Origin of the sequence: Lentzea sp. NPDC051213, from assembly GCF_044455585.1 — a bacterium.
GTDB lineage: Bacteria > Actinomycetota > Actinomycetes > Mycobacteriales > Pseudonocardiaceae > Lentzea.
This window is the reverse complement of the sequence record NZ_JBITEX010000002.1, coordinates 983,384-1,008,974: the sequence shown is the minus strand read 5'-3', so window position 1 is coordinate 1,008,974 and position 25,591 is coordinate 983,384. Positions and strand designations below refer to the sequence as shown.

16 protein-coding genes are annotated in these 25,591 nt (G+C 70.1%); 9 read left to right on the top strand and 7 right to left on the bottom strand.

The window, feature by feature from the left end:
* The first annotated feature begins 14 nt into the window (after positions 1–14).
* The 4 genes from ACIA8G_RS11415 (at position 15) to ACIA8G_RS11400 (ending at position 14,399) form a co-directional block, all read left to right on the top strand.
* Positions 15–10,847 carry an amino acid adenylation domain-containing protein gene (locus tag ACIA8G_RS11415; RefSeq protein ID WP_396418271.1) on the top strand — a complete coding sequence of 3,611 codons (10,833 nt, stop codon included), beginning with the start codon at positions 15–17 and terminating at the stop codon, positions 10,845–10,847.
* A complete protein-coding gene (locus ACIA8G_RS11410) occupies positions 10,834–12,525 on the top strand; it encodes an ABC transporter ATP-binding protein (protein WP_396418270.1) in 1,692 nt (563 codons plus the stop codon). The genes ACIA8G_RS11415 and ACIA8G_RS11410 overlap by 14 nt, the downstream gene beginning before the upstream one ends.
* Positions 12,522–13,574 carry an alpha/beta hydrolase-fold protein gene (locus ACIA8G_RS11405; RefSeq protein WP_396418269.1) on the top strand — a complete coding sequence of 351 codons (1,053 nt, stop codon included), beginning with the start codon at positions 12,522–12,524 and terminating at the stop codon, positions 13,572–13,574. The genes ACIA8G_RS11410 and ACIA8G_RS11405 overlap by 4 nt, the downstream gene beginning before the upstream one ends.
* A 90-nt stretch (positions 13,575–13,664) precedes the next feature.
* The gene (locus ACIA8G_RS11400) at positions 13,665–14,399 is read left to right on the top strand and encodes an ANTAR domain-containing protein (protein WP_396418268.1); all 735 of its coding nucleotides are present in this window, start codon (positions 13,665–13,667) and stop codon (positions 14,397–14,399) included.
* A gap of 57 nt (positions 14,400–14,456) precedes the next feature.
* Here ACIA8G_RS11400 and arsM read toward each other — a convergent pair whose 3' ends face one another.
* A complete protein-coding gene (arsM, locus tag ACIA8G_RS11395; protein WP_396418267.1) occupies positions 14,457–15,209 on the bottom strand; it encodes an arsenite methyltransferase in 753 nt (250 codons plus the stop codon).
* A gap of 74 nt (positions 15,210–15,283) precedes the next feature.
* Between arsM and ACIA8G_RS11390 the strand changes: the two genes are divergently transcribed.
* On the top strand, positions 15,284–15,652 hold the full coding sequence (locus ACIA8G_RS11390; protein WP_396418266.1) for an ArsR/SmtB family transcription factor: 369 nt from the start codon (positions 15,284–15,286) through the stop codon (positions 15,650–15,652).
* Here ACIA8G_RS11390 and arsB read toward each other — a convergent pair.
* Positions 15,618–16,670 (bottom strand): ACR3 family arsenite efflux transporter, encoded by a 1,053-nt coding sequence (arsB, locus tag ACIA8G_RS11385; RefSeq protein ID WP_396418692.1) that lies wholly within the window; start codon positions 16,668–16,670, stop codon positions 15,618–15,620. The two genes, ACIA8G_RS11390 and arsB, sit on opposite strands and share 35 nt — an antisense overlap.
* Before the next feature lie 25 nt (positions 16,671–16,695).
* Positions 16,696–17,025, bottom strand: a complete 330-nt coding sequence (locus ACIA8G_RS11380) for an ArsR/SmtB family transcription factor (RefSeq protein ID WP_396418265.1) — start codon at positions 17,023–17,025, stop codon at positions 16,696–16,698.
* Positions 17,026–17,112: 87 nt separating this feature from the next.
* Between ACIA8G_RS11380 and ACIA8G_RS11375 the strand changes: the two genes are divergently transcribed.
* Positions 17,113–17,514, top strand: a complete 402-nt coding sequence (locus ACIA8G_RS11375; protein ID WP_396418264.1) for an arsenate reductase ArsC — start codon at positions 17,113–17,115, stop codon at positions 17,512–17,514.
* Here the strand turns inward: ACIA8G_RS11375 and ACIA8G_RS11370 are convergent.
* Together ACIA8G_RS11370 and ACIA8G_RS11365 are read right to left on the bottom strand one after the other, a co-directional pair.
* The gene (locus tag ACIA8G_RS11370; RefSeq protein WP_396418263.1) at positions 17,511–18,698 is read right to left on the bottom strand and encodes an MFS transporter; all 1,188 of its coding nucleotides are present in this window, start codon (positions 18,696–18,698) and stop codon (positions 17,511–17,513) included. The two genes, ACIA8G_RS11375 and ACIA8G_RS11370, sit on opposite strands and share 4 nt — an antisense overlap.
* A complete protein-coding gene (locus tag ACIA8G_RS11365) occupies positions 18,688–19,989 on the bottom strand; it encodes an FAD-dependent oxidoreductase (RefSeq protein ID WP_396418262.1) in 1,302 nt (433 codons plus the stop codon). Before ACIA8G_RS11365 ends, ACIA8G_RS11370 begins: the two co-directional genes overlap by 11 nt.
* Before the next feature lie 219 nt (positions 19,990–20,208).
* Between ACIA8G_RS11365 and ACIA8G_RS11360 the strand changes: the two genes are divergently transcribed.
* From ACIA8G_RS11360 to ACIA8G_RS11350, 3 genes are read left to right on the top strand one after another with little or no spacing between them, the layout of a single operon-like run.
* A complete protein-coding gene (locus ACIA8G_RS11360; RefSeq protein ID WP_396418261.1) occupies positions 20,209–20,856 on the top strand; it encodes a metal ABC transporter ATP-binding protein in 648 nt (215 codons plus the stop codon).
* Positions 20,853–21,680, top strand: coding sequence for a metal ABC transporter permease (locus ACIA8G_RS11355; RefSeq protein ID WP_396418260.1), 828 nt, complete (start codon positions 20,853–20,855; stop codon positions 21,678–21,680). Before ACIA8G_RS11360 ends, ACIA8G_RS11355 begins: the two co-directional genes overlap by 4 nt.
* The gene (locus tag ACIA8G_RS11350) at positions 21,656–22,417 is read left to right on the top strand and encodes a metal ABC transporter solute-binding protein, Zn/Mn family (protein WP_396418259.1); all 762 of its coding nucleotides are present in this window, start codon (positions 21,656–21,658) and stop codon (positions 22,415–22,417) included. The genes ACIA8G_RS11355 and ACIA8G_RS11350 overlap by 25 nt, the downstream gene beginning before the upstream one ends.
* Here ACIA8G_RS11350 and ACIA8G_RS11345 read toward each other — a convergent pair.
* Complete coding sequence (locus ACIA8G_RS11345; RefSeq protein WP_396418258.1) at positions 22,398–23,933, bottom strand: class I adenylate-forming enzyme family protein; 1,536 nt, start codon at positions 23,931–23,933, stop codon at positions 22,398–22,400. The genes ACIA8G_RS11350 and ACIA8G_RS11345 overlap by 20 nt on opposite strands.
* A complete protein-coding gene (locus ACIA8G_RS11340) occupies positions 23,930–25,546 on the bottom strand; it encodes a CoA transferase (protein WP_396418257.1) in 1,617 nt (538 codons plus the stop codon). The genes ACIA8G_RS11345 and ACIA8G_RS11340 overlap by 4 nt, the downstream gene beginning before the upstream one ends.
* Between the last annotated feature and the right edge of the window lie 45 nt (positions 25,547–25,591).

Genomic DNA, 25,591 nt, shown 5'->3' with positions numbered 1-25,591 from the left:
CCGAAGATGAAGGGATGGCTGAGTCGTCGATGGAACTGATGGCCGAGCGTGACGTACTTCTTTCGACCGCCCGGATCGCCTCCGTTCGGCGCCGTGCCGGTGAGTACCCGCAGCGGACCATCGCCGTCGCGAGTGCCGTGGCGCTGCACCACTGGGCGAACCCCGATCTTCAGGTTGAGGGACTCGAGCTCTCTCCCGCACTGCTTTTCGGAGATCTGCTCGTCTGGGCGGACAAGGGCCAGCAGTGGGACGTGGCCGAACTGCCCGGCGGGTGGCGCATCCCGCTCCCGGAAGGCGTCGATCCCGCCGAGGCCCAACGGGCGTTGGACGATCTCGCCGAGTTCCCCAACCGCGCCATCGGCACGCTGACCTCCCAGCCGATCGAGGACCGGCTGGCCGAGCTCGCCCGGTGGAACGACAACGAGCATGCCCGCGCACGGCCGAGCATCGTCGAGTTGTTCCGCGCACAGGCAGCTGAACGCCCGGACGCCGTCGCGATCAACGACGGTGAGCGCGCTCTCACCTACGGCGAGGCGCTGGCGCGGTCCAACCAGCTGGCCCGCCACCTGCTCGACCGCGGCCTGACCGCCGAGCAGGTCGTCGGCATCTCACTGGACCGGTCGGCCGAGATGGTCGTCAGCCTGCTCGCGGTGCTGCAGGCCGGTGGCGCGTTCGTGCCGCTGGACCCGCAGTGGCCGGCCGCCCGCCGCGAGTCCGTGATCACCGACGCCCAGGTCGTCCTGCTGCTCGGCACCGGCCTGGACAGCGAGCCGGATGCCGTCGGTGTGGATCTCGCCGACTGGGGTTTCGCGGAGTACCCGGCCGAGCCCACCGACGTCACGGTCTCCGGCGCCCAGCTGGCCTACGTGATGTTCACGTCCGGCTCGACCGGCCGCCCCAAGGGCGCGATGATCCGACACGAGGCGATCAGCGAGCGCCTGCTGTGGCAGGTGCACCAGATCCTCCACTTCGGACACTCCGACGCGTCGCTGTTCAAGGCGCCGCTGTCGTTCGACATCTCCATCAACGAGATCTTCCTGCCGCTGGTGTGCGGCGGCCGCGTGGTCGTCGTGCGGTCCGGTGGCGAGCGCGACCCGCACCACCTGCTCGGCACGATCGCCCGGCACCGCGTCACGTTCGTGTACCTGGTGTCGTCGATGCTGGACGTGTTGCTGAACATCGCCGACGGCGGTGAGCTGGACAGCCTGCGGCACGTGTGGTGCGGCGGCGAGGTGCTGACACCCGAGCTGTACGAGCGGTTCCGAACGCAGCTCGACATCCCGATGTACCACGGCTACGGTCCGGCCGAGGCCACGATCGGTGTCTCGCACGTCATCTATCGCGGCGAGGCGGAGCGGCTGTCGACGTCGATCGGCAAGGCGAACCCGAACACCGACCTGTACGTGCTCGACGACCGGCTGCGGCCGTGCCCGGTGGGTGTCGGCGGCGAGCTGTACATCGGCGGTTTCCTGCTGGGCCGCGGTTATGTGAACGCGCCGGGCATGACCGCCTCGCGGTTCGTGGCGAACCCGTTCGCGACCGACGGCTCGCGGCTGTACCGGACCGGTGACCTGGCTCGGTTCGCGCCGGACGGGTCGCTGGACTTCCTCGGCCGGGTCGACAACCAGATCAAGATCCGCGGCATGCGGCTGGAGCTCGAGGACGTCGAGTCCGGGCTCGCCGAGCACCCGCAGGTCCGGCACACCTGTGTGGTGGCCAAGAAGAACTCCGCGGGCGGCAACTACCTCGTCGGGTACGTCATCCCCGCCGCGGACGGGCTGACGGCGGACGCGGTCAAGCAGTGGGCGACCGAGCACATGGTCGAGTACATGGTGCCCACCCACATCGTCGTGATGAGCGAGTTCCCGTTGACGCCCAACGGAAAGCTCGACCGCCGCGCGCTGCCGGAGCCGACCGTCGAGACCGGGCCGGTGACCGCCGCGGCCAACGACGTCGAGGCCGCGATCTGCGCCGCCGTCGCGTCGGTGCTGCGGGTCGAGCAGGCCGGTGCGGACCAGGACTTCTTCGAGCTGGGCGGCGACAGCATCCTGGCGATCTCGCTGCTGTCCGCGTTGCGGGCCGACGGCATCTTCGTCACGGCCACCCAGATCTTCGTCAACCGCACGCCGCGCGCGCTGGCCGCCGTCGCCTCGCTCGACGGCGCCGCCACCGTCGACCACGACGACGTGCCGACCGGTCCGGTGGCCGGTCTGCCGATCGTGCAGTGGCTCGGCGAGACGACGGACGCGGTCGACGGGTTCGTGCAGTCGGTCGTGGTCAACACCCCGGCCGCACTGACCGCCCCGGCGCTCATGCAGATCCTCGACGCCGTGGTCGAACGGCACGACATGCTGCGCGCCAGGCTGGTGCGGGGCGAGCGGTGGTCGTTCGACATCCCTTCCGACGGCCACGCGTTGTGGGAGGAGAACAACGCGCCGCTGGAGGAGTGTGTGGCGGCCGCGACCGAGGGGCTGAACCCGGACGCGGGCGTGATGCTGCGGGCGGTGTGGCGGTCCGAGGCTCAGCAGCTCGTGATCGTGATCCACCACGTGGTGATCGACGGTGTCTCGTGGCGCATCCTGTTCGACGATCTGGCGCAGGCGTGGCAGCAGGTGTCGTCCGGTGCCTCTGTCGAACTGCGGCCGGTCGGGACGTCGTTCCGGCGCTGGACGCAGTTGCTGGAGAAGGCCGGGTTCGAGGCGGACCGGGCCTACTACGAGCGCGCGTTGCCCGGTGTGGATCAGCTGCTCGGCCGGCGTGAGCTGACCGAGGCGGACGTCGTCGCGGGCGAGCAGGTCCGCACGGTCACCGTGGGATCCGCCGCCACGGCCGCGTTGCTGGGTGATGTGCCGGCGTTGTTCCACGCCAAGGTCAACGACGTGCTGCTCACGGGTCTCGCGGTCGCGCTGGCCCGGTGGCGCCGCGACAACGGCCAGGACCAGACGTTCGCGCACATCGAGCTCGAAGGTCACGGCCGTGAGGGCCGGTTCGTGCCGATGGACCCGGATCTGTCGCGCACGGTCGGCTGGTTCACCACTCTGTTCCCGGTGACGGTGGATCCGGGCGGCATCGACGATCTGCCGGCGGCGTTGAAGCGGGTCAAGGAAGACCTCGCGCGGGTGCCGAGCAACGGTGTCTCGTACGGCGCGCTGAAGTACCTGGGGCGCACCGAGTTCCCCGCTGCGCAGCCGCAGGTGCTGTTCAACTACCTAGGCCGGTTCGGTGGCGGCACGACCGGTGACTGGCAGCTCGCGGAGAACGCCGGTCAGCTCGGCGAGAAGCGCGACCCGGCGATGCGGCTGCCGCGGGCGCTGGAGTTCAACGCCAGCGCGGAGCCCGGCGCGGACGGCGAGCTGGAGCTCGTCACGGTCATCTCGTGGCCCGGCGGTGTCTTCACCGACGAGGACACGGCGAAGATCGGCTCGTACTTCGTCGCGGCGTTGGAGGGTCTTGCCGCACTTACTCGCGGCGGGCACTCCCCCAGCGACTTCGACCTGCTGCCGTTGACGCAGCACGATGTCGACTCGCTGGACAGCCTGGCGTTGCGGGACATCCTGCCGATGACGCCGTTGCAGGAGGGCCTCTACTTCCACTCGATCTTCGACGACGAGTCGTCGCACCGGTACGTCGAGCAGCAGCTGCTGACGTTGACCGGCTCGATCGACGCCCAGCGGCTGGAAGCGGCCGCGGCGCGGGTGCTGGAGCTGTTCCCGAACCTCGCGGCCCGGTTCGTCGGCCTGCCGGACGGCAGGGTCGTCTCGGTGCTGGAGTCCGGGGTCCGGCCGGAGTTCTCCACTGTGGACGGTCAGGGCATGACCGCCGAGGAGATCCGGGCGTACGCCGAGCAGGACCGCGTGGCCGGGTTCGACCTGGCTCGCGGGCCGTTGATGCGCTTCACGCTGATCCGGACGGCTCCCGGCAGATATGTGCTGGTGCAGACCGTGCACCACATCATCGCGGACGGCTGGTCGGTGCCGCCGATGCTGCGCGCGCTGCTGGCCGAGTACGAGGCGCCGGGCTCTGTGCACGTGCGGGGCAGCTACGCCGACTATGTGCGGTGGCTCGTGACCGGCGACGCGGACGAGAGCGACCGCGTGTGGTCTCAGGAACTGGCCGGGCTGGCCGCGCCGTCGCTGGTGTCCGAGGGGCACACCCCGTCCGAGCACTTCGCCGACGTGGTGATCGACGCTGCCGCTGACCTGGACGAGACGACGCGGGCGGCCGGTGTGTCGCTGAGCGTTGCCGTGCACAGCGCGTGGGGCGTGACGCTGGGCGGCATCCTGGGCAGCTCCGACGTCGTGTTCGGCTCGACGGTGTCCGGCCGTGACGCGGACGTGCCCGGCATCGCCGAGATGGTCGGCCTGTTCATCAACACGATTCCGGTGCGCGCCAGGTGGTCCCGGGAGACCTCGGCGCGGGCGCTGCTGGCCTCGGTGCGCGAGCACCAGACCAACGTCCTGCCGCACCAGCACGTCTCGCTCACCCGGATCGGACGGCAGTCTCCGCACGGTTCGGCGTTCGACACGCTCGTCGTCTTCGACGTCGCGACCGACGTGACCTCGCTGAGCGGCCCGTTCACGATCGCCGAGGTCGTCAACGAGGGTGCGCCGCACTACCCGTTGACACTCGTGGTCGAGCGGGACACCGCCGGCGCTCTGCGGTTCAACCTCATCTACGACACCACGGTCGTGCGCAAGGCCGGCGCCCGGACGATCCTGCAGGCGTTCGCCGACACCCTGAACTCGTTGCTGCGCGGGGAAAGCATTCCCGCGCCGGAGCTCGCGGAGTCGCGGGCGGCGGCAACGATCGAACCGGTCACGCTGGCGCAGCTGTTCGACACGGCCGCCCAGCGCGACCCCTCGGCGCGCGCCGTCACGATGTGCCACCTCGACGGCGGTGCTGAAGGCCTGACGTACAGGATGCTGACCGCCGCCAAGAACCGGCTGGCGAAGTCGCTCGTCAACGCCGGTGTCGGGCCGGACCAGCGGGTCGCGGTCGCGATTCCCCGGTCGCTGCAGCAGGTGACCGCGCTGGTCGCAATCGTGTCGGCCGGTGGCGCGTACGTGCCGCTGGACCTGGCCTACCCGGACGAGCGGCTGGAGTACATCCTCGCCGACTCCACACCCCAGGTCGTGCTGGTCGAGCGGGAGCATCGGGAGCGGTTCGAGCGGCTGCTCGCCAGTGCCGGTGTCTCCGCCCGCGTGCTGGTCTACGGCGACGAGGTGCCGGGCGACGCCGAGCTTCCGGCGTTCGACTGGCGCAACCCGGCGTACGTGATCTACACGTCCGGCTCGACCGGCAAGCCCAAGGGCGTCGTCGTGTCGCACGCCAGCGTGGTGTCGCTGCTGGCGAACACCCAGCCGGACATGGACTTCGGACCGGACGACGTGTGGACGCAGTTCCACTCGTACTCGTTCGACTTCGCGGTGTGGGAACTGTGGGGCGCGCTGGCCTACGGTGGCGAACTGGTGGTGCCCGACCACGGCCTGACCCGCTCGCCGGTCGACTTCCACCGGCTCGTCCGGTCGCGCGGCGTCACCGTGCTGAACCAGACGCCGTCGGCGTTCTACCAGTTCATCGAGGCGGACCGGCTCAGCGAGCCGCTGCCCGCGTTGCGCCGCATCATCTTCGGCGGCGAGGCGCTGGAACTGTCGCGGATGCGCGGCTGGGTCGAGCGGTACGGCACCGAGCGGCCCCAGCTGGTCAACATGTACGGCATCACCGAGACCACGGTCCACGTCACGCACCGGGTGCTGGACAGCGCTGATTTCGATCTTGGCACGGACTTCGCCTCCGGCCGTGAGGTCAGCCCGATCGGCGGCCCGATCCCGGGTCTGCGCACCTATCTGCTGGACTCCTCGTTGCGGCCAGTCGCTCCGGGCCAGGTCGGTGCGATCTACGTGGCCGGCTCGCAGTTGGCGCTCGGCTACCACAACAGGCCGGGGCTGACCTCCGGTCGTTTCGTCGCCGACCCGTTCGCCGGTGACGGCTCGCGGATGTACAACTCCGGCGACCTGGCGCGGCGCAACCTCGACGGTGAGCTGGAGTTCGTCGGGCGGGCCGACAACCAGGTGCAGCTCAAGGGTTTCCGGATCGAGCTGGGTGAGGTGGAGTCGGCGATCCGGGAGATCTCCGGTGTCGTCGACGTTGCTGTGACGGTGGCCGACACCGCGGATCACCTGATCGCGCACGTCGTGGGTACGCCTGCTTCGGACATCGCTGGTGTCTTGTCTGCGAAGTTGCCGGTGCACATGGTGCCGCAGCGGGTTCTGTCGATCGATGCGTTGCCGCTGACGGTCAACGGCAAGCTCGATCGCAAGGCTCTGGAGGAGCGGGCTCGTTCCTTCGTAGACGTGCCGGTTGCCGTTGGTGGATCACCTGCTTTGGACTCGTTGGTGAGCATCTTCGCGGACGTGCTGCCGGGGTCCACTGTGGACGCCGACACGGACTTCTTCGTGGCCGGTGGTGACAGCATCATCGCGATCGGCGTGGTGAACCGGGCCAGGGCGTTGGGGCTGCAGATCGCGCCACGTGACCTGTTCCTGCACAAGACGCCACGGGCTCTGGCCGAGCGGTTCGCCGTCGCGGCGCCCGCACCGGTCGCGGTGGTCGAGCAGGACGGGCCGGTCGTGCCGACGCCGATCATGCTGCGGCAGCGCGAACTGGGCGGGGACCTGAAGCGGTTCGTGCAGGCACGGCAGGTGCGGGTGCCGGAAGGTGTCGAGCTGGAGGACATCGGCAGGGCGGCGAAGGCGTTGATCGACGCCCACCCCGCGCTGCGAATGCGGTTGCAGGTGGACCACGGCGTCTGGTCGATTCTCACCGAAGCCGAACGGGACGCCCACCTCGTGCTGGCCGACGAGGACGACCCGGCTGCGGCAGTCGAGCTCACGCTGTACTACACCGACCCCGAGACCGAGAACATGATCGCCTTCGCGTGGACCGAGTCCACGCGGAACCTGGTCATCACCGTGCACCACTTCGCCGTCGACGCCGTGTCGTGGCTGATCCTGCTCGACGACTTCAACGCGGCCCTGCGTGGCGAGGAGCTCGCACCCGCGACCACCCCGTTCTCGGCCTACACCAACGCCCTCACCATCGCCGCGCAGTCCGGCGGCGACCTGCGGCGCTGGGTCGAGGTCCTGGACACGCCGGTCCTCACCTCGCAGGTCAGCGACCAGCGCGAGATCACCGTCAACCTGTCCGCCGAGATCACCGACCGGGTCGTGTCGACCGCCCCGACCGCGCTCGGCGTCGGCCTGACCGAACTGCTGGCCGGTGCCCTGCGCACCGCACTGACCGAGATCCAGGGCACGCCAACGGATCTGGTGATCGAGCTCGAACGCCACGGCCGCGTGCCGGCACTCGACCACCACGACTACACCCGCACGGTCGGCTGGTTCACCTCCATCGCGCCGGTGAAGCTCAGCCCGCACACCAACCCCGTCGACGCCGCCCGCGAGCTGGTCGAGCGGCAGCCGGACGAGGTCGCGCACGTAGGGTACGGCCAGCTGCGCTACCTCAACCCGCAGACCGCGCCCGTGCTCGCCGCACTCCCCCGCCCGCAGGTGCTGTTCAACTATCTGGGCCGGGGCAGCGAGTCGCAGGCACTCCACGTGGACGCGGGCCCGCAGCCCAGCCCGTACGCGGTCGAGGTCAACTGCTGGGTCGACACCACGACGGGCAGCCTGCGGGCGACGTTCGCGCTGACCGAGGACGTGTCGGACGAGATCGCGGCACGGTGGCTGCTCGCGCTCGAACGGATCGCGGACGCCTCGAGCAACTCGCGCCGCACCGCGCCGGTCTCGCCGCTGCAGCGGGGTCTGTATTTCCAGGCCGAGCTGGCCGGCCCGGCCGGTCACTACGTCGCGCAGAGCTACTTCACGTTCGACCGCCGCCTCGACGCCGGTGCGCTGGCCAGGGCGATGGCGCACGTGATCGCCAAGCACCCGGTCGTGGGCGCGGGCTTCGAGGACGAGGACGGCTCGCCGGTCCAGGTCCTGACGCCCGGCGGTCAGGTCGAGGTCCGCACGGTCGACGTGCTGAACCAGGACGCCGTGGACGCGCTGCGCGTCGAGGACCGCGGCACCGGGTTCGACCTGAGCGCGCCGCCGCTGGTGCGGCTGACCGTGCTGCGGCTGCCGGACGGCCGCGACGCGTTGCTGTTCAGCTACCACCTGCTGCTGTGGGACGGCTGGTCGCGCGAGATCGTGCTGCGCGACCTGTTCGACGCGTACCGGGCGATCCTCGCGGGCGAGGCGGTCGACTCCTCCCCCGCGACGCCGAGCTTCGAGAGCTACACCCGTGCGCTGGCGGCCAAGGACTTCGCGGCCGCGGAACGGTTCTGGGCGCAGTACCTCGCGGACCTGCCCGGCCCGACGCTGCTCGGCGACGCGTCCACTTCGGACGCTCTGCCGACGAAGATCGTGCGGACGCTGGACGTCGAGACGTCCGACCGCGTCAAGGAGGCCGCGCGCCGGCACGGCGTGACGCTGAACTCGGTCGTCACCGGCGCGCTCGGCCTGATGCTCGGTAGCGAGACCGGCCGCGGCGACGCCGTGTTCGGTGTGACCGTCTCCGGGCGTGAGGAAGAAGGCACGGACGGGATCGTCGGCGTGCTGCTGAACACCGTGCCGATGCGGGTGTCCGCGCGGCCTGGTGACACCGCGGCCCAGTTCCTCGCCGCGGTGCAGGCCTCGCGGGTCGACGCGATGCAGTACGAGCACGTCGGGCTCGGCGAGATCCAGCGGGCCAGCGGGCACGACCAGCTGTTCGACAACCTGTTCGTGCTGCAGAACTTCCTGGACGACAGCACGTTCCTCGCGTTCAACACCGCGAACGGGATCATCGAGCACGAGTCGGAGGACTCGACGCACTACCCGTTCACCTGGGTCGTGACGCCGGGCCAGCAGCTCACGGTCAAGCTGGAGTACCGGCCGGAGGTCACCGATCCCGCGCTGGCGCAACGGTTGTTCGACGACTACCTGCGGGTGCTCGGCGATCTCGCCGCGGCCGACGGCCTGGTCGGCGCCATCCCCGGCACCGGCCCCGCGCCGGAGCTCAACGCTCCCAACGACTTCGGCAACCAGACCGTGGTCGACCTGTTCGACGTCGCGGCCGACCGCAACCCGGACCGGATCGCGTTGGTCGCGCACTGCAAGACGATGACGTTCGCGGAGCTCAGGGACCGCAGCCGGCAGCTCGCCGGCGTGCTCGCGGATCGGGGAATCGGCGTGGAGACGTCGGTCGCCATCGCGGTGCCGCGCTCGCTGGACTGGGTCGTGGCGCTGTTCGGAATCCTGCGGTGTGGCGCGGCCTACGTGCCGGTGGAGCTGGACCACCCGGACGAGCGGATCGCGGCGATCCTCGAGGACGCCCACCCGGCGTTGATCATCACGACCAGCGCGGTGGCCCCGAGGATCAACGGCAACGTGTTCGAGCTGGACAAGCCCTGGCCGGACGCCGACCCCGTCGTCACCTTCGAACCGGACAACCCGGACCGGCTCAAGCACGCGGCGTACACGATCTACACCTCCGGTTCGACCGGCAAGCCCAAGGGCGTGGTGACGGAGTACGCCGGGCTGACCAACATGCTGGTCAACCACCAGCGGCGGATCTTCGAGCCGGTGCTGGCCGAGCACGGGCACCGGATGTTCCGGATCGCGCACACCGTGTCGTTCGCGTTCGACATGTCGTGGGAGGAGCTGCTCTGGCTCGCCGACGGCCACGAGGTGCACATCTGCGACGAGGAGCTGCGCCGCGACGCGACCGGGCTGGTCGAGTACTGCCTGGAGCACGAGATCGACGTCATCAACGTGACGCCGACCTACGCACAGCAGCTCGTCGCCGAGGGCCTCCTGAACGACCCGGAGCACAAGCCCGCGCTGGTGCTGCTGGGCGGTGAGGCCGTGACGCCGACGCTGTGGCAGCTGCTCGCGGACACGCCCGGCACAGTGGGCTACAACCTTTACGGGCCAACGGAGTACACGATCAACACGCTGGGCGTCGGCACGTTCGACTGCGTCGACCCGGTAGTCGGCGTGGCGATCGACAACACCGACGTCTACGTGCTCGACGCGTGGCTGCGGCACGTGCCGGACGGTGTGCCGGGTGAGCTTTACGTGTCGGGTGTCGGAATCGCGCGCGGCTACCTGGGCCAGCCCGGGCAGTCGTCCGAGCGGTTCGTCGCGTGCCCGTGGGTTCCGGGTGAGCGGATGTACCGCACCGGCGACCTGGTGATCCGGCGCCCCGACGGCAACCTGCTCTACCTGGGCCGCACGGACAAGCAGGTCAAGATCCGCGGTCACCGCGTGGAGCTGGGCGAGGTCGAGGCGAAGTTCGCCGCGCATCCGGGCGTCAAGTTCGTCGCCGCCGTCGCGCAGTCCGACCCCCAGGTCGACGGCGCATACCGGCTCGCGGCGTACCTCGTGCTCGCAGAAGGTGCCGACATTCCGTCCGTCGCCGCCGCCGTGGGCGCCGGCATGCCGGACTACCTGCGGCCCTCGCACTACGCGCAGGTGGACGCGATCCCGTTGACGGTCAACGGCAAGGCCGACACCTCGGCATTGCCCGAGGCCCGCCCGCTCGGCACCCTGGTGACCACGCACGATGATCGGGAACTGACCGAGACCGAGACAGTGGTCCGCGAGATGTTCGCCGAGGCGCTCGACCTCGACGAGGACGAGGTGGGCATGACGAGCGGCTTCACCGACCTGGGCGGGCACTCGATGCTGGCGGTACGGCTCATCGGTCTGCTCCGCCGCGAGTTCGGCCCCGTGGTCACGATCCGCGACCTGCTGTCCCTCTCCACCCCCGAAGCGATTGCGCAGCACATTGACGAACACTGAAGTCCGGTCCGGCCGGGACATCCTCCGGATCGCGTTGCGCCGCAACCGGGGCGCAATGGCGTCCGGCACCCTGCTGATGGGCTCCTACCAGGGCGCCGAGACCGCCGTGCCGATCCTGCTCGGCGCGATCGTCGAGTTCGCGCTGCGCGGCGGTGAGCTGAGTTCGCTGGGCCTGGCGCTGCTGGCGCTCGGCCTGGTGATGGCCACGGTGTCGTACTCGTGGCGGTTCGGCATGCGCGTCCTGCAGAAGGCGAACACGACCGAGGCGCACCGGTGGCGCGTCGCGGTCGCGGACCGCGGCCTGCAGCCGGTCGCGCGCGACGTGGACCTGAAGTCCGGCGAGGTCCTGACGATCGCCACCGAGGACGCGGACCAGACCGCGGACATCATCGAGGTGGTGCCGCTGCTGGTGAGCTCCACGGTGTCGGTGGTGATCACGGGTGTCGTGCTGGCGGTGATCAGCGTGCCGCTAGGCGTGCTGGTGTTCGCCGGCACGGCCACGATCCTCGTCGTGCTGAGCGTGCTCTCCCGCCGCATCGGCGCGAGCACGCAGACCCAGCAGGCGAAGGTAGCGCGCGCCGGCGCCAAGGTGTCCGACCTCATCGCCGGTCTGCGGCCGCTGCACGGCTTCGGCGGCAGCTACGCGGCGTTCCAGGCATATCGTCGAGTGAGCACCGAGGCCAAGAAGCAGTCGATCGTCGTGGCACGCGTCAACGGCGTCTACGCCGGCGCCGCACTGGCGCTGAACTCGTTGCTGGCCGCGGCGGTCACGCTGTGGGCGGGCCTGCTGACGTTCCAGGGCCAGATCTCCATCGGACAGCTCGTGATGGCCGTCGGCCTCGCACAGTTCCTGATCGAACCGCTGAAGATGTTCGCGGAGATGCCGAAGTACGTCATGATCGCGCGCGCCTCGGCCGAACGAATGGCGCTCGTCCTCGCCGCGCCACCGCTGATGACGCCCGGCGTCGAGGAACCCGGCCCGGACAGCGAGCTCGAATTCTCCTCGGTGACACACGGATCGTTGCAGGACCTCACTTTCTCGGTGCACCCCGGCGAGTTCGTGGCGATCGCGGCCTACCAACCTCAGGCCGCCGCCGAGCTGGCCTCGGTGCTGTCGGTCGAGGTACCACCGGCGTCGTACCAAGGCGTTGTCCGGGTGGGCAAGCGGGAACTGGCGTCGCTGACGATCGAAAGCGTGCGGACGCACCTGCTCGTGAACCCGTCGCACCACGAGGTGTTCGCGGGAACGTTGCGCGACAACGTCGACCCGTCGGGCACCAGCAAGTTGGTCGACGCGGCGGTCGACGCGGCGATGCTGACCGACCTCGTAGCGCTGCACTCCGACGGCCTCGACTACGCCGTCCGCGACCGCGGCGCGAACCTCTCCGGCGGCCAGCGCCAGCGCCTGTCCCTGGCCCGCGCCCTAGCCGCGAACCCGGAGATCCTGGTGCTGCACGACCCGACCACGGCCGTCGACGCGGTGACCGAACAACTCATCGCCCGCAACATCACGTCGTTGCGCCGCGGCCGCACCACGATCGTGATCACCAGCAGCCCGGCACTCCTCGACGTGGCCGACCGCGTGATCGTGCTGGACTCCGGCACGGTGACGGGGTCGGGTACCCATCGCGAACTGCTCTCCCGCGACTCCGACTACCAGCTGGCGGTGGCCCGATGAACCTCAGTTCCTTCGGCCTCACCGACTTCGACTCGTGGACCGGCCCGGTGGCGACCCCTTCGCCGGACGGCTACCGGACGCTGTTCCTGTGGCGCGGCGGTCCGGCGTCCGTCCGCTTCGAGAGCTGGTCCCCACCGATCGAGCTGGAACGCTGGCAGGACACCGACTTCTGGTACGCCGAGGTGGAGATGCCGCGGCGCCTTCGCGTGACGTACCACTTCTTCGACGGCGACGAGCACGCCGACCCGTTCAACCCGGCAGGCGCGGGCCCGAACCGGTCGATCTTCGCCACCCCGGACCTGGACCCGCAGCCACACTGGCCGACAGTCGGCCCGGACGAGGTGCTGGACGTGCCGCCGTTGCGCATCCGCTGGACCGGCGCGCTGGGCCGCAAGACCGTCCGCGTGCACCAGGGCGGCGACCCCGTCGTGCTGCTGCTCGACGGCGACGACTGGATGTACGTGCACCCAGCCGTGACCGCCTTCGAGTCGGCGGTGAAGAACGGCGAAATGCCCGCGGCGACCCTCGTATTCCTGCCCACGCCACGTGATCGCGACGCCGAGTACAGCGATCCCGCACTGTGGCAAGCGATCCGGGACGAGCTGCTGCCGTTGCTCGCTTCTCACGGCGTTTCCGTGGACCTGTCCAAGTTCGTGGTCGCGGGGCAGAGCCTCGGTGGGCTCAGCGCCTTCCAGGCCGCGCTGGACTTCCCGGATCTGGTGTCCCGAGTCGCGTGCCAGTCGGGATCGTTCTGGTGGGCGCGCGATCTGCCTGAGCACGGGCTCTCGCTCGACGGCCCTGCCGGTGGCGACACCGCGACACGGCTGCGGGATCGTCCTGATCTGTCCGGTCTGCGCGTGGCATTCGACGTGGGTGAGCACGAGCCGCGGATGCATCGGCATTGCGAGGCCGTGGAGAAGCTGGCCGAGGAGGCGGGTGCTGCCGTGCGGGTGAACCGGTCCCCTGCCGGGCACGATCGGGTCGGCTGGCGGCACGCGCTGGTCCGTGACGTGGCCTGGTTGCTGTCCGACCTAGCCAGGGCATCCTGAGGTCTGCGACAAAAGGCCGTACGATGCGCTCAGCGTGCGTCAAGCAGTCGGCGCCGTGGACTCCGACTGATCCCGAAGGAGCGCCGCGGCATGACCCCCGACCCGCTAGCACGCATCGACGAGACCACTGAGGCACTCGCCGCCCTCCGCGACGCCTTCACCGGCGAAGAGCCGCTCGACGACGCCCTGCAAAGGCTGGCGGACACGGCGGCCAGGGTCATGCCCGATGCCGACGCCGTGACCGTCTCCGTGGTGACGGCGGACCAGCCCCGCACGGCGGCGGCCACGGATCCGCGGCTGATCGACGTCGACGAGAAGCAGTACAGCGCCGACCGCGGGCCGTGCCTCGAGTCCGCTCGGTCGATGAAGACCGTGCGCGCGGTCGTCGGCGAGCACCTCGACCTGTGGCCGGAGTTCGAGGCCGCGGCCGATCGGACCGGTGTTCGCGCGTACCTGTCGGTTCCCGTCGTCCTGCCGGCGTCGGACGACGGCGAAGCGCAGCACATCGCGACGCTCAACATCTACAGCTACACGGCGGCGGCGTTCGACCCGTTCGACGAGAAGCTCATGCGGCTGTTCACCACGGCCGCGTCCGCCACGATCAACAGCGCCCAGCGGTGGCAGCGCTCGCGCAACCAGGTTCTGCACCTGGAGCGCGCGCTCGAGTCGCGCGCCGAGATCGAACAGGCGAAGGGAGTGCTGATGGCGGTGCACGCGTGCACGGCCGATGAGGCGTTCACGATGTTGGTGGAGCGGTCGCAGCACGAGAACACCAAGCTCCGTGGCGTGGCGAGGAGCCTGCTCGAGTCGGTCAAAGGCTCCTGAGGCTTGCGGCCGTGACCAGCACAAAGCGGTGACGGAGACCTCGGCGGAGTGGGCGGCTCACGTCGTGCAGCATCGCCGCCCGTCCTGCCTGGCCTGCGACACGACAGCGACGGGCTTGGTGGCCCGGACGATCGCGGAGTGCATGCCTTCCGCCGCCTCGAAAGTCGGCGTGATCTCGACGTCGGTGAAGCCGGCGGCGCGCAGTCCCTCGCGGTACTCGGCGAAGGTGAGAGCGCCCGCGATGCAGCCGACGTAGGAGCCGCGCTCGGCTCGTTCGGCTGGCGTGAGGTGGTCGTCGGCGACGACGTCGGAGATGCCGATCCGGCCGCCGGGGCGCAGCACGCGGAACGTCTCGGCGAACACGGCCGGCTTGTCGACGGAGAGGTTGATGACGCAGTTGGAGATCACGACGTCGATGGTGTTGCCGGGCAACGGGATGGCCTCGATGTCGCCCTTGAGGAACTCGACGTTGGTGGCACCGGCCTTGTCCGCGTTGGACAGGGCGAGCGCGAGCATCTCGTCGGTCATGTCCAGACCGTATGCCTTGCCGGTGGGGCCGACGCGACTGGCGGAGAGCAGGACGTCGATTCCACCGCCCGATCCCAGGTCCAGCACCCTCTCCCCTTCACGGAGCTCGGCGACCGCGACGGGATTGCCGCAGCCGAGCGAGGCGGCGACCGCTTCGGCAGGCAGTTCCTCGCGCTGGGCAGCCGGGTAGAGCGTGGACTCCGGACCACAGCACCCGCCTCCCCCTGCGGCAACGGCGGCTGCGGCGTAGTGGGCACGGACGGTCTCACGCATCTCACTCATCGAGGCCTCCAGGCTGTATCGAAGTTTGTCTATGCAGTGTTGCGCGGAACCCCCAGAGCCGTCAATATTGAAAGATGTCGAAGCAAGAGGCGTGCTGCGAGCCGTTGTCCGAGGTTCCGCTCGCCGACGAGCAGGCCGTCGAGCTCGCCACGATGTTCAAGGCGCTCGGCGACCCGGTGCGCCTGCGACTGCTGGCGATGATCGCCTCGGGTGCGGACGGCGAGATCTGCGTCTGCGAGCTCACCCCGGCGTTCGACCTGTCCCAGCCGACGATCTCGCATCACCTCAAGCTGCTGCGGCAGGCCGGCCTGGTCGATTCCGAACGCCGTGGCACCTGGGTCTACTACCGGGTGCGGCCGGAGACGACGGACCGGATGGCCGCGGCGCTGCGCAACGTGAGTAGCGCGATCACCATGACCACCGCCGCCGCAACCACAGGCTGACGTAGACGAGAGCGACGAGCACCGGCACCTCGATCAGCGGTCCGACCACGCCGGCGAGCGCCTGACCGGAGGTCACGCCGAACACCCCGATCGCGACGGCGATGGCGAGCTCGAAGTTGTTGCCCGCGGCGGTGAACGCCAGCGTCGTGGTCCGTTCGTACGAGAGGCCGGAAAGCCTTCCCAGCGCGTAGGACCCAGCCCACATGATCGCGAAGTAGGCCAGCAACGGCACTGCGATGCGGACGACGTCGAGCGGGCGGCCGGTGATGGTCCCGCCCTGCAGCGCGAACAGGATGACGATCGTGAACAGCAGGCCGTACAACGCGATCGGGCCGATGCGCGGCAGGAACCTCGACTCGTACCACTCGCGGCCGCGCGACCGCTCCCCCAGCTTGCGGCTCAGGTACCCGGCCAGCAGCGGGATGCCGAGGAAGACGAGCACGGACTTGGCGATCTGCCACGCGGAGAAGTCGGCGCCGGTCGTGGAGAGGCCGAGCCAGCCGGGCAGCAGGTCGAGGTAGAACCAGCCGAGCACGCCGAACATGACCACCTGGAACACGGAGTTCAACGCCACCAGCACCGCGGCGGCTTCGCGGTCACCGCAGGCGAGGTCGTTCCAGATGATGACCATGGCGATGCAGCGGGCGAGGCCGACGATGATCAGGCCCGTGCGGTACTCGGGCAGGTCGGCCAGGAAGATCCACGCCAGCGCGAACATCAACGCGGGACCGAGGGCCCAGTTCAGCACCAGGGAAAGCAGCATGGTGCGGCGATCACGGGTGACGGTGCCGAGCCTGTCGTAACGGACCTTCGCGAGGACCGGGTACATCATCAGCAGCAGTCCAAGTGCGATCGGCAACGAGACCCCGTCGATCTTCACCGCGTCCAGCACACCCCGCAGGCCGGGGACGAACCGGCCGAGCAGCAGCCCGGCGGCCATGGCCACGGCGATCCACACCGGCAGGAATCTGTCCAGAAAGGACAGTCGGTGCAGCACGTCAGGCGCCGCGGTTTCCATCGTGCTCACCAGGTTCTCCAGGGGTTCAGTCGCAACAGGCACTGGCGTCGCGCAGCGGCCCGCCCGGTGCCAGCACCGCCGCGAGGGTGTCGATGGCGGCGTTGTCGATGCGGTACCAGCTCCAGGTACCGCGGCGTTCACGGCTCAGCACGCCCGCCTTGACGAGGATCTTGAGGTGATGGCTCAGCGAGGACTGCGGCATGTCGAACTGATCCGCGAGGTCGCAGAAGCACGCCTCCTGTCCCTCGGTCCGGCGCACCAGGCTGACGAGGTCGACTCGGATCGGGTCGCCGAGCGCCTTGAACAGGCGCGCTGCCGTCGTCGAGTCGAGCAGCGTCTGCTCCGGGCCCGTCATGACGACGACCATAGCGAGCTGGATTGACAAAAGTCGATACAGGAGGTGTGATCTGCAACGAAAAACTTCGGCCCGAGGAGAACAGCCGTGTCCGCCACCCCCGAGGTGCTGTTCGTCTGCGTGCACAACGCCGGCCGCTCCCAGATGGCCGCGGCACTGCTGCAGCACTACGGCATGGGCCGGATCGCCGTGCGTTCGGCCGGTTCCGAGCCTGCGGAGAAGGTCAACCCCGCAGCAGCCTCGGCGCTCGCGGAGTGGGGGCTCGACATCACCGCCGAGGTGCCGTCGAAGCTCACGACCGAGGACGTCGAGGCCTCCGACGTGGTGATCACGATGGGCTGCGGCGACACCTGCCCGGTGTTCCCCGGCAAGCGCTACCTCGACTGGCAGCTCGAAGACCCGGCCGGACAAGGCATCGACGCGGTGCGGCCGATCCGCGACGACATCGACCGCCGGGTCCGCGGGCTGGTCGCCGAACTGCTGGACTAACGCGGCACGCTGGCGGTCGACAACAGGGCGGCCAGCACGCCGATCGCGCCCAGCACCACGAACACCGCCGGATAGCCGCCCAGCCACGCCGCCAGCGCGCTGCCTGCCCACGGCGCGATCGCCGCCGTGAGCATGACCGGCGCGGTGAGCAGGCCGTTGAGCTGTCCGTAGTGGACGGCTCCCCACCGGTCGGTGATCGCCGTCGCCTGCACCAGCGTGAAGATCCCGCGCACGACACCGGCGAGCACCGAACCCGCGATCAGCAGGAGGGCCGGACCGGGCACCACGCCCAGCAGAGCGGTCACGACCGCGCTGACCAGGAGGATCAGCAGGGTGCGGGTGCGCACCGACGTCCTCGCGGCCAGCCTGGCGTAGCCGAGCCTGCCGAGCACCTGGCCGACCCCGCCCAGGCCGAGCGCGATCGCGGCGACCGAGGTCGTCATGCCTCGTTCGGTCAGCAACGGGACGAGGTTGATCACGACGGCGTACACGCTGAACGCGGCCAGGCTCATCGCGACCACCAGCACCAGGAACGGTCTGCTGCGCGCCACCGCGGACGGGGTGTGGACCGTCTCGTGCTCGATCGCCGGCCACGGCAACCGCAAACCCCACAGGTGCAGGGGAATCGTGGTGACGGCGAGGAATCCGGCGAGCATGAGGTAGGTGCCGCGCCAGTCCACGTGGTCGTTCAGCACCGCGGTCAGCGGCGCGAACACGGTGCTGGACAGCCCGGCGACGAGGGTCAGCGCGGTCAGCGCGGACACCCGGCGCGGCCCGTACCAGCGGGTCAGCGCGGCGAACGCGGGCGCGTAGAAGACCCCCGCCATCGAGACACCGGCCAGCAACCAGGCCGCCGTGAACCACGCCAACGAGTCCGCGGTCGCCAGCGCGACAACCGCGAGCACGGCGAGCACCGAGCCAGTGGTCATGATGGCGCGCGGGCCGTGCCGGTCGAGCAGCTTGCCGACCGGGATCCCCACCAGGCCCGCGACGATCTGGCTCGCGGAGAACCCGGCGGTGATCGCGACCAGCGACCATCCCGTGCGCGAGCTGATGGTCGGCAGCAGTACCGGGAAGGCGTAGTAGAGCACTCCCCAGCTGATGATCTCGGTGGTGCACAACACGATGAGCACGCGGCGCAGCCCGGCGTCGATGCCGGGCCGCGCCGCCGTGTCAGCATGCACTGGGCGCGAGACCAATCGTCACCGGCGCAGCACAGCACCCGCCCTGGTCTTCTGAGGGAGCGTCGAACACACCTGCGCCACCGCACACCCCGGTCTCGGGCAGCACGAGCTCCACGCGGCCGGCCGCCTCGTGATCACCGGCGATCGCGGCCACGACGGACCGGGCCTGCTCGTAGCCCGTCAGCGAGAGGAACGTCGGTGCACGGCCGTAGCTCTTCATGCCGACCAGGTAAACATCTGACTCGGGGTGGCGCAGCTCGTTTTCACCATGTGGGTAGACGGTGCCGCACGAGTGGACGTTCGGATCGATCAACGGCGCGAGCTTCGCCGGTGCCTGCAACACCGGGTCCAGGTCGAGCCGGATCTCCGACAACCACGACAGGTCAGGCCGGAATCCCGTCAGCACCACCACTTCGTCGATCCCCTCGACCCGGTGACCGTCGAACGACTCCAGCGCCAGGCGACCGTCGCCGGCGCGCTCGACGGCGGCGGTGCGGAACCCCGTGACGGTCTCGACGTGCCCTGCCTCGGCCGCTTTCCTGGCGCGCGAACCCAACGCGCCGCGCGCGGGCAGCTGATCGGCTTCGCCGCCACCGAAGACGTTGCCGACAGACCCGCGGCGCAGCAGCCACACGATCTTCGTGCCGGGCAGATCCGCGAGCGCGATCAGCGCGGTCAACGCCGAGTGCCCGCTGCCCGCCACCGCGACCCGCTTGCCCGCGTAGCGTTCCCGTTGCACAGCAAGATCAGGCACGCGATAACTGATCTGCGCGGCAACGGCCTTCTCCCCCACGGCCGGCAGACCGTCCCCGCCCAGCGGGTTGGGCGAACCCCAGGTGCCGGACGCGTCGATCACCGCGCGGGCGGTGATGCGCTCCTCGCCATCGACCGTCTGCACGTGCACGGTCAACGGCTCGTCCGAGCGACCGGCGTCCACGACCCGATCCCGCCCACGACGCGCGACGCCGACAACGCGCGCACCGAACCGCACCCGGTCGCCCAGGGCTTCGGCCAGCGGCGCGAGGTACCGGCCGGCCCACTCCGCGCCGGTAGGGTAGGTGTCACCGGCCGGGCGCACCCACCCCGTCGGCGTCAGCAGTCTCTCGGCCGCCGGGTCGACCAGTTCGCTCCACGGCGAGAACAACCGGACGTGGTTCCACTGTGACACCGCGGCACCGGCGCGATCGCCCGCTTCCAGCACCACGACCCGTTCACCGCGTTCGGCCAGATGTGCCGCAGCGGTCAAACCCGCAGGTCCAGCACCCACCACCACGACCGGAAGCTCACTCACGACGCACCTCTTGTATCGAAGACTTTCGAATCAGTGAGCCTGACTGTATCGACCGACATCGATGGATGCAACCGGCATGAGCCGTGACGGGGATCGGTGACACCGGGCCAGTGAGATGACCGGCCCGGCGTAGACCCGTCCACTGGTCGGGCGCCGCTCCCAGGAAGTTCCCGGGTTCACCCGGAAGGACGGAACTGAACGGCCTGGATCTCCGACTAGATGCTCGTGGAGACGACAGGTCTGCCGGTGAGGCTGGCGGGGGTGAGCTGCGCGCACGGCAGACGGACCGTGGTGCGCGAGGTCGACCTCACCCTCGATCCGGGGCAACGGGTGGCGCTGACCGGCACGAACGGGTCCGGCAAGACGACGTTGCTGCGCGCGCTCCTGGGATTGCATACAACTGTGCGCGGGGTCGTCGAGGTCGGTGGCGAGCAGGCGCGGACGTCGAAGGACTGGGCGCGCCGGCGTCGTGAGACGGCGTGGATCCCGCAACGCCAGGCCGCGGGGCGGTTTCCGTTGCTGGTCGACGAGTTGCTGGTCAGCAGCGGAGCCGCGGACGATGCCCGCCGAGCCGCGCAGGACCTGGGGGTGGGCGAGCTTCGCGGCCGCCCGCTGCACACGTTGTCGGGCGGCCAGTTGCAGCGCACGTACCTGGCGCGGGCGATCGGGTGCATCGCCGCCGGTGCCGGCCTGCTGATCGCCGACGAACCCACTGCGGCACTGGACTTCGAGGGTCAGGCCGCGGCGGCGGAGCTGATCACGTCGTTGCCGGTGACGGTGCTGGTGGTCACGCACGACCGGGCCGTCGTCGAACGGTGCGAGCGCGTCTTCGAGATGGCCGCGGGCACGCTGCGGGAGATCACGTGATCGAGCTGCTGGAGCTGGCGGCGGTGCAACGGGCCGGGTTCGCGTTGCTGCTGGGCGCCGTCGCGTTGCCGATCATCGGCGTGGTGATCATCGGGCTCGACATCATGCCGGTGCGGTTCGCGATGATGCACATCGCGTTGCTGGGCATCGCCGTCGGCCTGCTGACCGGGCTGGATCCGTTGCTGTGCGCGGTGGTCGCGTGTGGACTGTCCGGCGCCGGCCTCACTCCCCTGGCCCGCAGTTCGACCGGGTTGTCCGGGGCGATGGGGCTGTTGATGAGCCTGGCGATCGCCGCTGCGCTGCTGGTGCTGTCGATCTCCGGGGTGAACGCCTCCACCGCGTTCGAGCTGTTGTGGGGCTCGATCCTCGCGACCCGCACCGGCGACGTGATCCTGCTCGGCGTGCTCGCCGTCGTCGTGCCCGGGCTCTTCCTGTGGCGGCGCAGGCAACTCGCGCTGCTGTTGCACGACCGCGAGCTCGCCGCCTGCTCCGGCGTGCGGGTCGATCGGCTGACGCTCGTGTTGCTGGTGCTGGTGGCCGTCGCGATCGCCGGCGCGATCAGGCTCACCGGCGCGTTGCTCGTCGACGCCCTCACGCTGCTGCCCGCGCTCGCCGCACGCCGTCTCGCGCAGTCGCTGACCGCGATGGCGTTGTGGGCGGTCGGCATCGGCGTGGTCGTGAACCTGGCCGGGTTCGCCCTGGCTCTGGCGCTGGACCAGCCACCGGGGCCGGTCCTCGTACTCCTGGCGGGCGCGTTCGCTCTCGCCGTCCACCTCATTCCTGAACGGAGAACCACCGCATGGCAGTCCGCCTCCTCACACTGACGGCAGCGGCGTTGTTGCTGGCCGGATGTGGCTCGACGAGCCCGCAAGCCCAGCCGGACTCGGGGCCGAAGGTCGTCGCGACCACGAGCTGGGAGGCCGGGTTCGCCAAGGCCGCCGGAGCGAAGAACGTGACGGTGATCGTGCCGAAGTCCGTGCTGCACGCCCCCGACTACGACCCGAAGCCGTCGGACCTCAAGGCCGTCGCGGACGCCGACTTCGTGCTGTACGCGCCGTTCGAGTCCTTCGCGCCGAAGATCACCGAAGCGGCCGGGTCGAAGGCGAAGAAGGTCGAGGTCGCGCTCGACAACTCGCGCGACAAGGTCAAGACCGAGGTCACGCGGCTCGCCGAGTTGTTCGGCACGCAGGACGCCGCCAAGAAGTGGAACGCGGACTTCGACACCGAGTACACCAAGCTCGCGGGTGACGTGAAGGCGAAATGGCCGGCCGGGCAACAACCCAAGGTCGTGGCGCAGGCGTTCGTCGGGTACGCGGCAGACCTCGCCGGTGCGGAACTGCTCGCCGTCTACGGGCCGGAGCCGGTGACGGCGTCGAAGGTCGCCGAGCTGGCGGGGAAGTCACCGCAGTTCGTGTTCGAGAACTCGCACATGAGCACCGGCACGGTGCTGCCGGACGCGAAGGCCGAGCAGGTCATGCTCGTCAACTACCCCGGTGACGACAACGACCTGCTCGGCGTCTACCGCGCCAACGCGAAGGCGATCACGGACGCGCTCGCCTAGCCAGGATCCGCAACGCCTCCTTGTCGACCTTGCCGGCGGGGCTGAGGGGGAACTCGTCCAGACCGAGCACTCGTTCCGGGTGCTTGAACCGGGCGATCCCCTTCTCCCCCAGGAACTTCCCGAGCTCGTCAACGGTCACCGGCGACGACGTCACGAGGCACGCGCACAGCCGCTCGCCCATCAGTTCGTCGGGAACACCGACGCACGCGACGTCACGGACGGCGGGGTGGGCGGCCAGAACCTGCTCCACCTCGGCGGGGCTGATGTTGGCGCCGCCGCGGATCACGACGTCCTTGCGCCGTCCCACGACGGTCAGGTAGCCCGCGTCGTCGAACACGCCGAGATCACCCGTGCGGACCCAGCCGTCCGGGGTGCGGTAGCGGGCGTTGAGGTCGTCGTCGCCGACGTAACGCATCGGGCTCATCGGGCCGCGCGCGATGATTTCCCCAACACTCCCAACGGGAACAGGACGCAACTCGTCGTCGACGAGCCTGATCTCGGCGACCGCCGGGTTGGGCCTGCCCGCGCCCGTGCCGCGGTGCGCGGGGTCGTCGAGCGCGGTGTGGCAGTTCACGCCGTCCGCCGAGCCGTAGACGTTGACCACGGTGGCACCGAACCCCTCGCGGCACGCCTGCGCGGTCGCCGCGTCGAGCTGGGCGCCACCGGGGGCGATGACGCGGATCGACGAGGTGTCGGCCGTGGACGGGTGGTCCAGCAGCATCTTGAACATCGTCGGCACGCCGAACAGGTGGGTCGGCCTGGCCCGTTCGATGAGCGCCATCGTGGACTCGGGGCTGAACTTGCGTTGCAGCACCAAGGTTCCACCGTGACGTGCGAGCGTGACGGTCGTGCCGTTGCTGCCGAACGAAGACGCCAGCGGCACGAGGAACAGCGCCCGCAGATCCTCTCCCGGCGGGATCAACCTGCCGACGAACGTCCCACGCCCGCCGAGCAACGCGTTGTGCGAGTACAGCACCATCTTCGGCTCGGCCTCGGAGCCGGACGACACGAGAATCCGCGCCGGCCCGTTGGGATCCGACCGCACGGGTTCCGCCACGCCGGCCGGTTCGAGCAGTTCCCGTGGCGAGAACACCGTGCAGTCGACCGCGTCACGCAGGTCGTCGTCAGCGATCACCGCGACCGCGCGGCTGCGGCTGACCAGCGAACGGGCCTCCCCGCTGCCCCTGCCGACAGGGAACGGCAGCACGACACCGCCCAGCGCGCCGACGGCGAGGTCGGCGGCGACCGCGTGCCTGCCGTTCGCCAGCTGGGTGGCCACCACATCACCCGCTCCCACGCCACGACATCGCAGGTTCGCGGCCATCCGCAGCGCGAGTTCGTTCAGCTCCGCGTAGGTCAGCTCGCCGTCGTCGTCGATCACGGCTGTTCGTAACGGATGCAGGTACACGCGGACTGCATACAGGTCGTAGATGTCGCGGTCCGGGTAGTAGCCGACCTCGGCCCAGCGGTGCCGCAGCTCGGCGGGCACGAGGTCGCGTACTGTCGTTGTCGTCATCTGAACCCCCACGGTGTCAGCACTTCCGGGCATCGGTCGGCGTCGAGCGCCACCGCGTCGGCGAACCGCGGGTCGGTGACGATCGAGGCGAGGTCGTCGGTGACGGGCACCCGGCCGAGGTGCCAGCCGCCGTCGCCGAGGACGGGCCTGCGGAATCCGGGCTCCGGCCGGCCCTTCGCCCGCAGCCCGAGCAGTTCCGCGGCCGCCAGCAGCGACGACTCGCAGCGGATCGCGCGGCCGGTGCGCTCCCGCTGGAGCAGGGCCGCGACGGTCGAGAACGCGCCGAGCAGGCCGCCCAGCACGTCGAGCAGGGTCATCAACGACGGCGCGGGTGGCTCGTCGGCGGGGCGCAGCAGCTCGCCGAGCCCGGTGCGGGCCTGGGCCATGAAGTCGGTGCCCAGTGGGGCGTCCGCGAGCCGGCCGGCCCAGCCGGAGGTGTACACGAACACCAGGGCCGGGTTCACGGCCACCAGGTCGTGGGCTCCAAGCCCGAGCCGTTCGGCGGTCCCGGGTGCCCAATTGTGCAGGAACACGTCCGCGGTGCGGATCAGGTCGCGCAGCCGGTCGCGGTCGCCGGTGTCCTTGATGTCGATCTCGACGGCGGACTTGCCGCGGTTGAGCGCGAGCCAGCGCGCCGAGATGCCACCGCACATGGGTGGCATGCCCCGCAACGGGTCGCCGCCCGGTGGCTCGATCCTGACGACGTCGGCGCCGAGCAGGCGCAGCAGGTGTGCGGCGAGCGGTGCCTGCACGCGGCGCCCTGCCTCCAACACCGTCAGCCCGTTGAGCGGCAGTGCGCCTCTCACCCGGTCCACGGGCCGATGGCTGTCCAATGTATACAGTTCGAAGGCTGGCGCGCCGGACTCTGCCCGGCGATGTGCATACAGTTCGCAGATGCTCATCCCGGACCTCTGGGCCAGCGTCGTGAGCTCGGCGAACGTGCGCTCCGCGGTGGCGGCCTGCAGCTCGGGTGGCAGCGGGGCGGACGCGGTGGCGTAACGGAACTGGAAGGGCCGCCAGCCGGCGCCGATGGCCCGGCCGGGTACGCCGAGCGCGTGCCAGAACGCCTGCCACACCGCGGGATCCAGGGCCTCGACCTCGAACAACACGCCGTCCGAGCTGCGAAACGGCGGCCCGCCCGGCCCGGTCTCGGCGGGTTCGGCCTCCGGTGCGCCCGCCGCGGCGAGGTACTGCGACACGGTGAGCAGGGCGGCCTGCGCGACGCTGGTCGACACGCTCTTCCTGCCGTCCAGCACCGCCGCGAGCAGTCCGGTCCCGCCGATCACGCCCGCGGCCGTGCCGCAGTAGTCGAGGCCGAGCCCCCGCGGGGAACCGGAACTCCGGCCGTGGACGTGCATCGGCCCGCAGATCGCCTGCGCGCTCGCCTCGTCCACCACCTCGCGCACCGGCCCGGCCCAGCCGATCGCCAGTTCGGTGCCACCGATGTCGGCGTGGGCGGGTTCACCGCCCGCGTCCGGGAACCGGGAGACCGTCGCACCCGACTGGTGCAGGAGCGCGCCGAGCACGTCGGCCGCGGCCGAGTCGCCGCGGATGGTGATCCCGGTCGCGTGCAACGGCGGGTCGGTCGACGTCCGGTCGAGGTGCAGGGTCACACACGCCTCCTCCATGTCGGCCTTCGTCGTCCACCAGTCGGGTGA

Bases quoted from the DNA above. Each gene is read 5' to 3' on its own strand.
- ACIA8G_RS11415 (WP_396418271.1), top strand. From the start codon at position 15: ATGGCTGAGTCGTCGATGGAACTGATGGCCGAGCGTGACGTACTTCTT.
- ACIA8G_RS11405 (WP_396418269.1), top strand. From the start codon at position 12,522: ATGAACCTCAGTTCCTTCGGCCTCACCGACTTCGACTCGTGGACCGGC.
- ACIA8G_RS11400 (WP_396418268.1), top strand. From the start codon at position 13,665: ATGACCCCCGACCCGCTAGCACGCATCGACGAGACCACTGAGGCACTC.
- arsM (WP_396418267.1), bottom strand. From the start codon at position 15,209: ATGAGTGAGATGCGTGAGACCGTCCGTGCCCACTACGCCGCAGCCGCC.
- ACIA8G_RS11390 (WP_396418266.1), top strand. From the start codon at position 15,284: ATGTCGAAGCAAGAGGCGTGCTGCGAGCCGTTGTCCGAGGTTCCGCTC.
- arsB (WP_396418692.1), bottom strand. From the start codon at position 16,670: ATGGAAACCGCGGCGCCTGACGTGCTGCACCGACTGTCCTTTCTGGAC.
- ACIA8G_RS11380 (WP_396418265.1), bottom strand. From the start codon at position 17,025: ATGACGGGCCCGGAGCAGACGCTGCTCGACTCGACGACGGCAGCGCGC.
- ACIA8G_RS11360 (WP_396418261.1), top strand. From the start codon at position 20,209: ATGCTCGTGGAGACGACAGGTCTGCCGGTGAGGCTGGCGGGGGTGAGC.
- ACIA8G_RS11350 (WP_396418259.1), top strand. From the start codon at position 21,656: ATGGCAGTCCGCCTCCTCACACTGACGGCAGCGGCGTTGTTGCTGGCC.
- ACIA8G_RS11345 (WP_396418258.1), bottom strand. From the start codon at position 23,933: ATGACGACAACGACAGTACGCGACCTCGTGCCCGCCGAGCTGCGGCAC.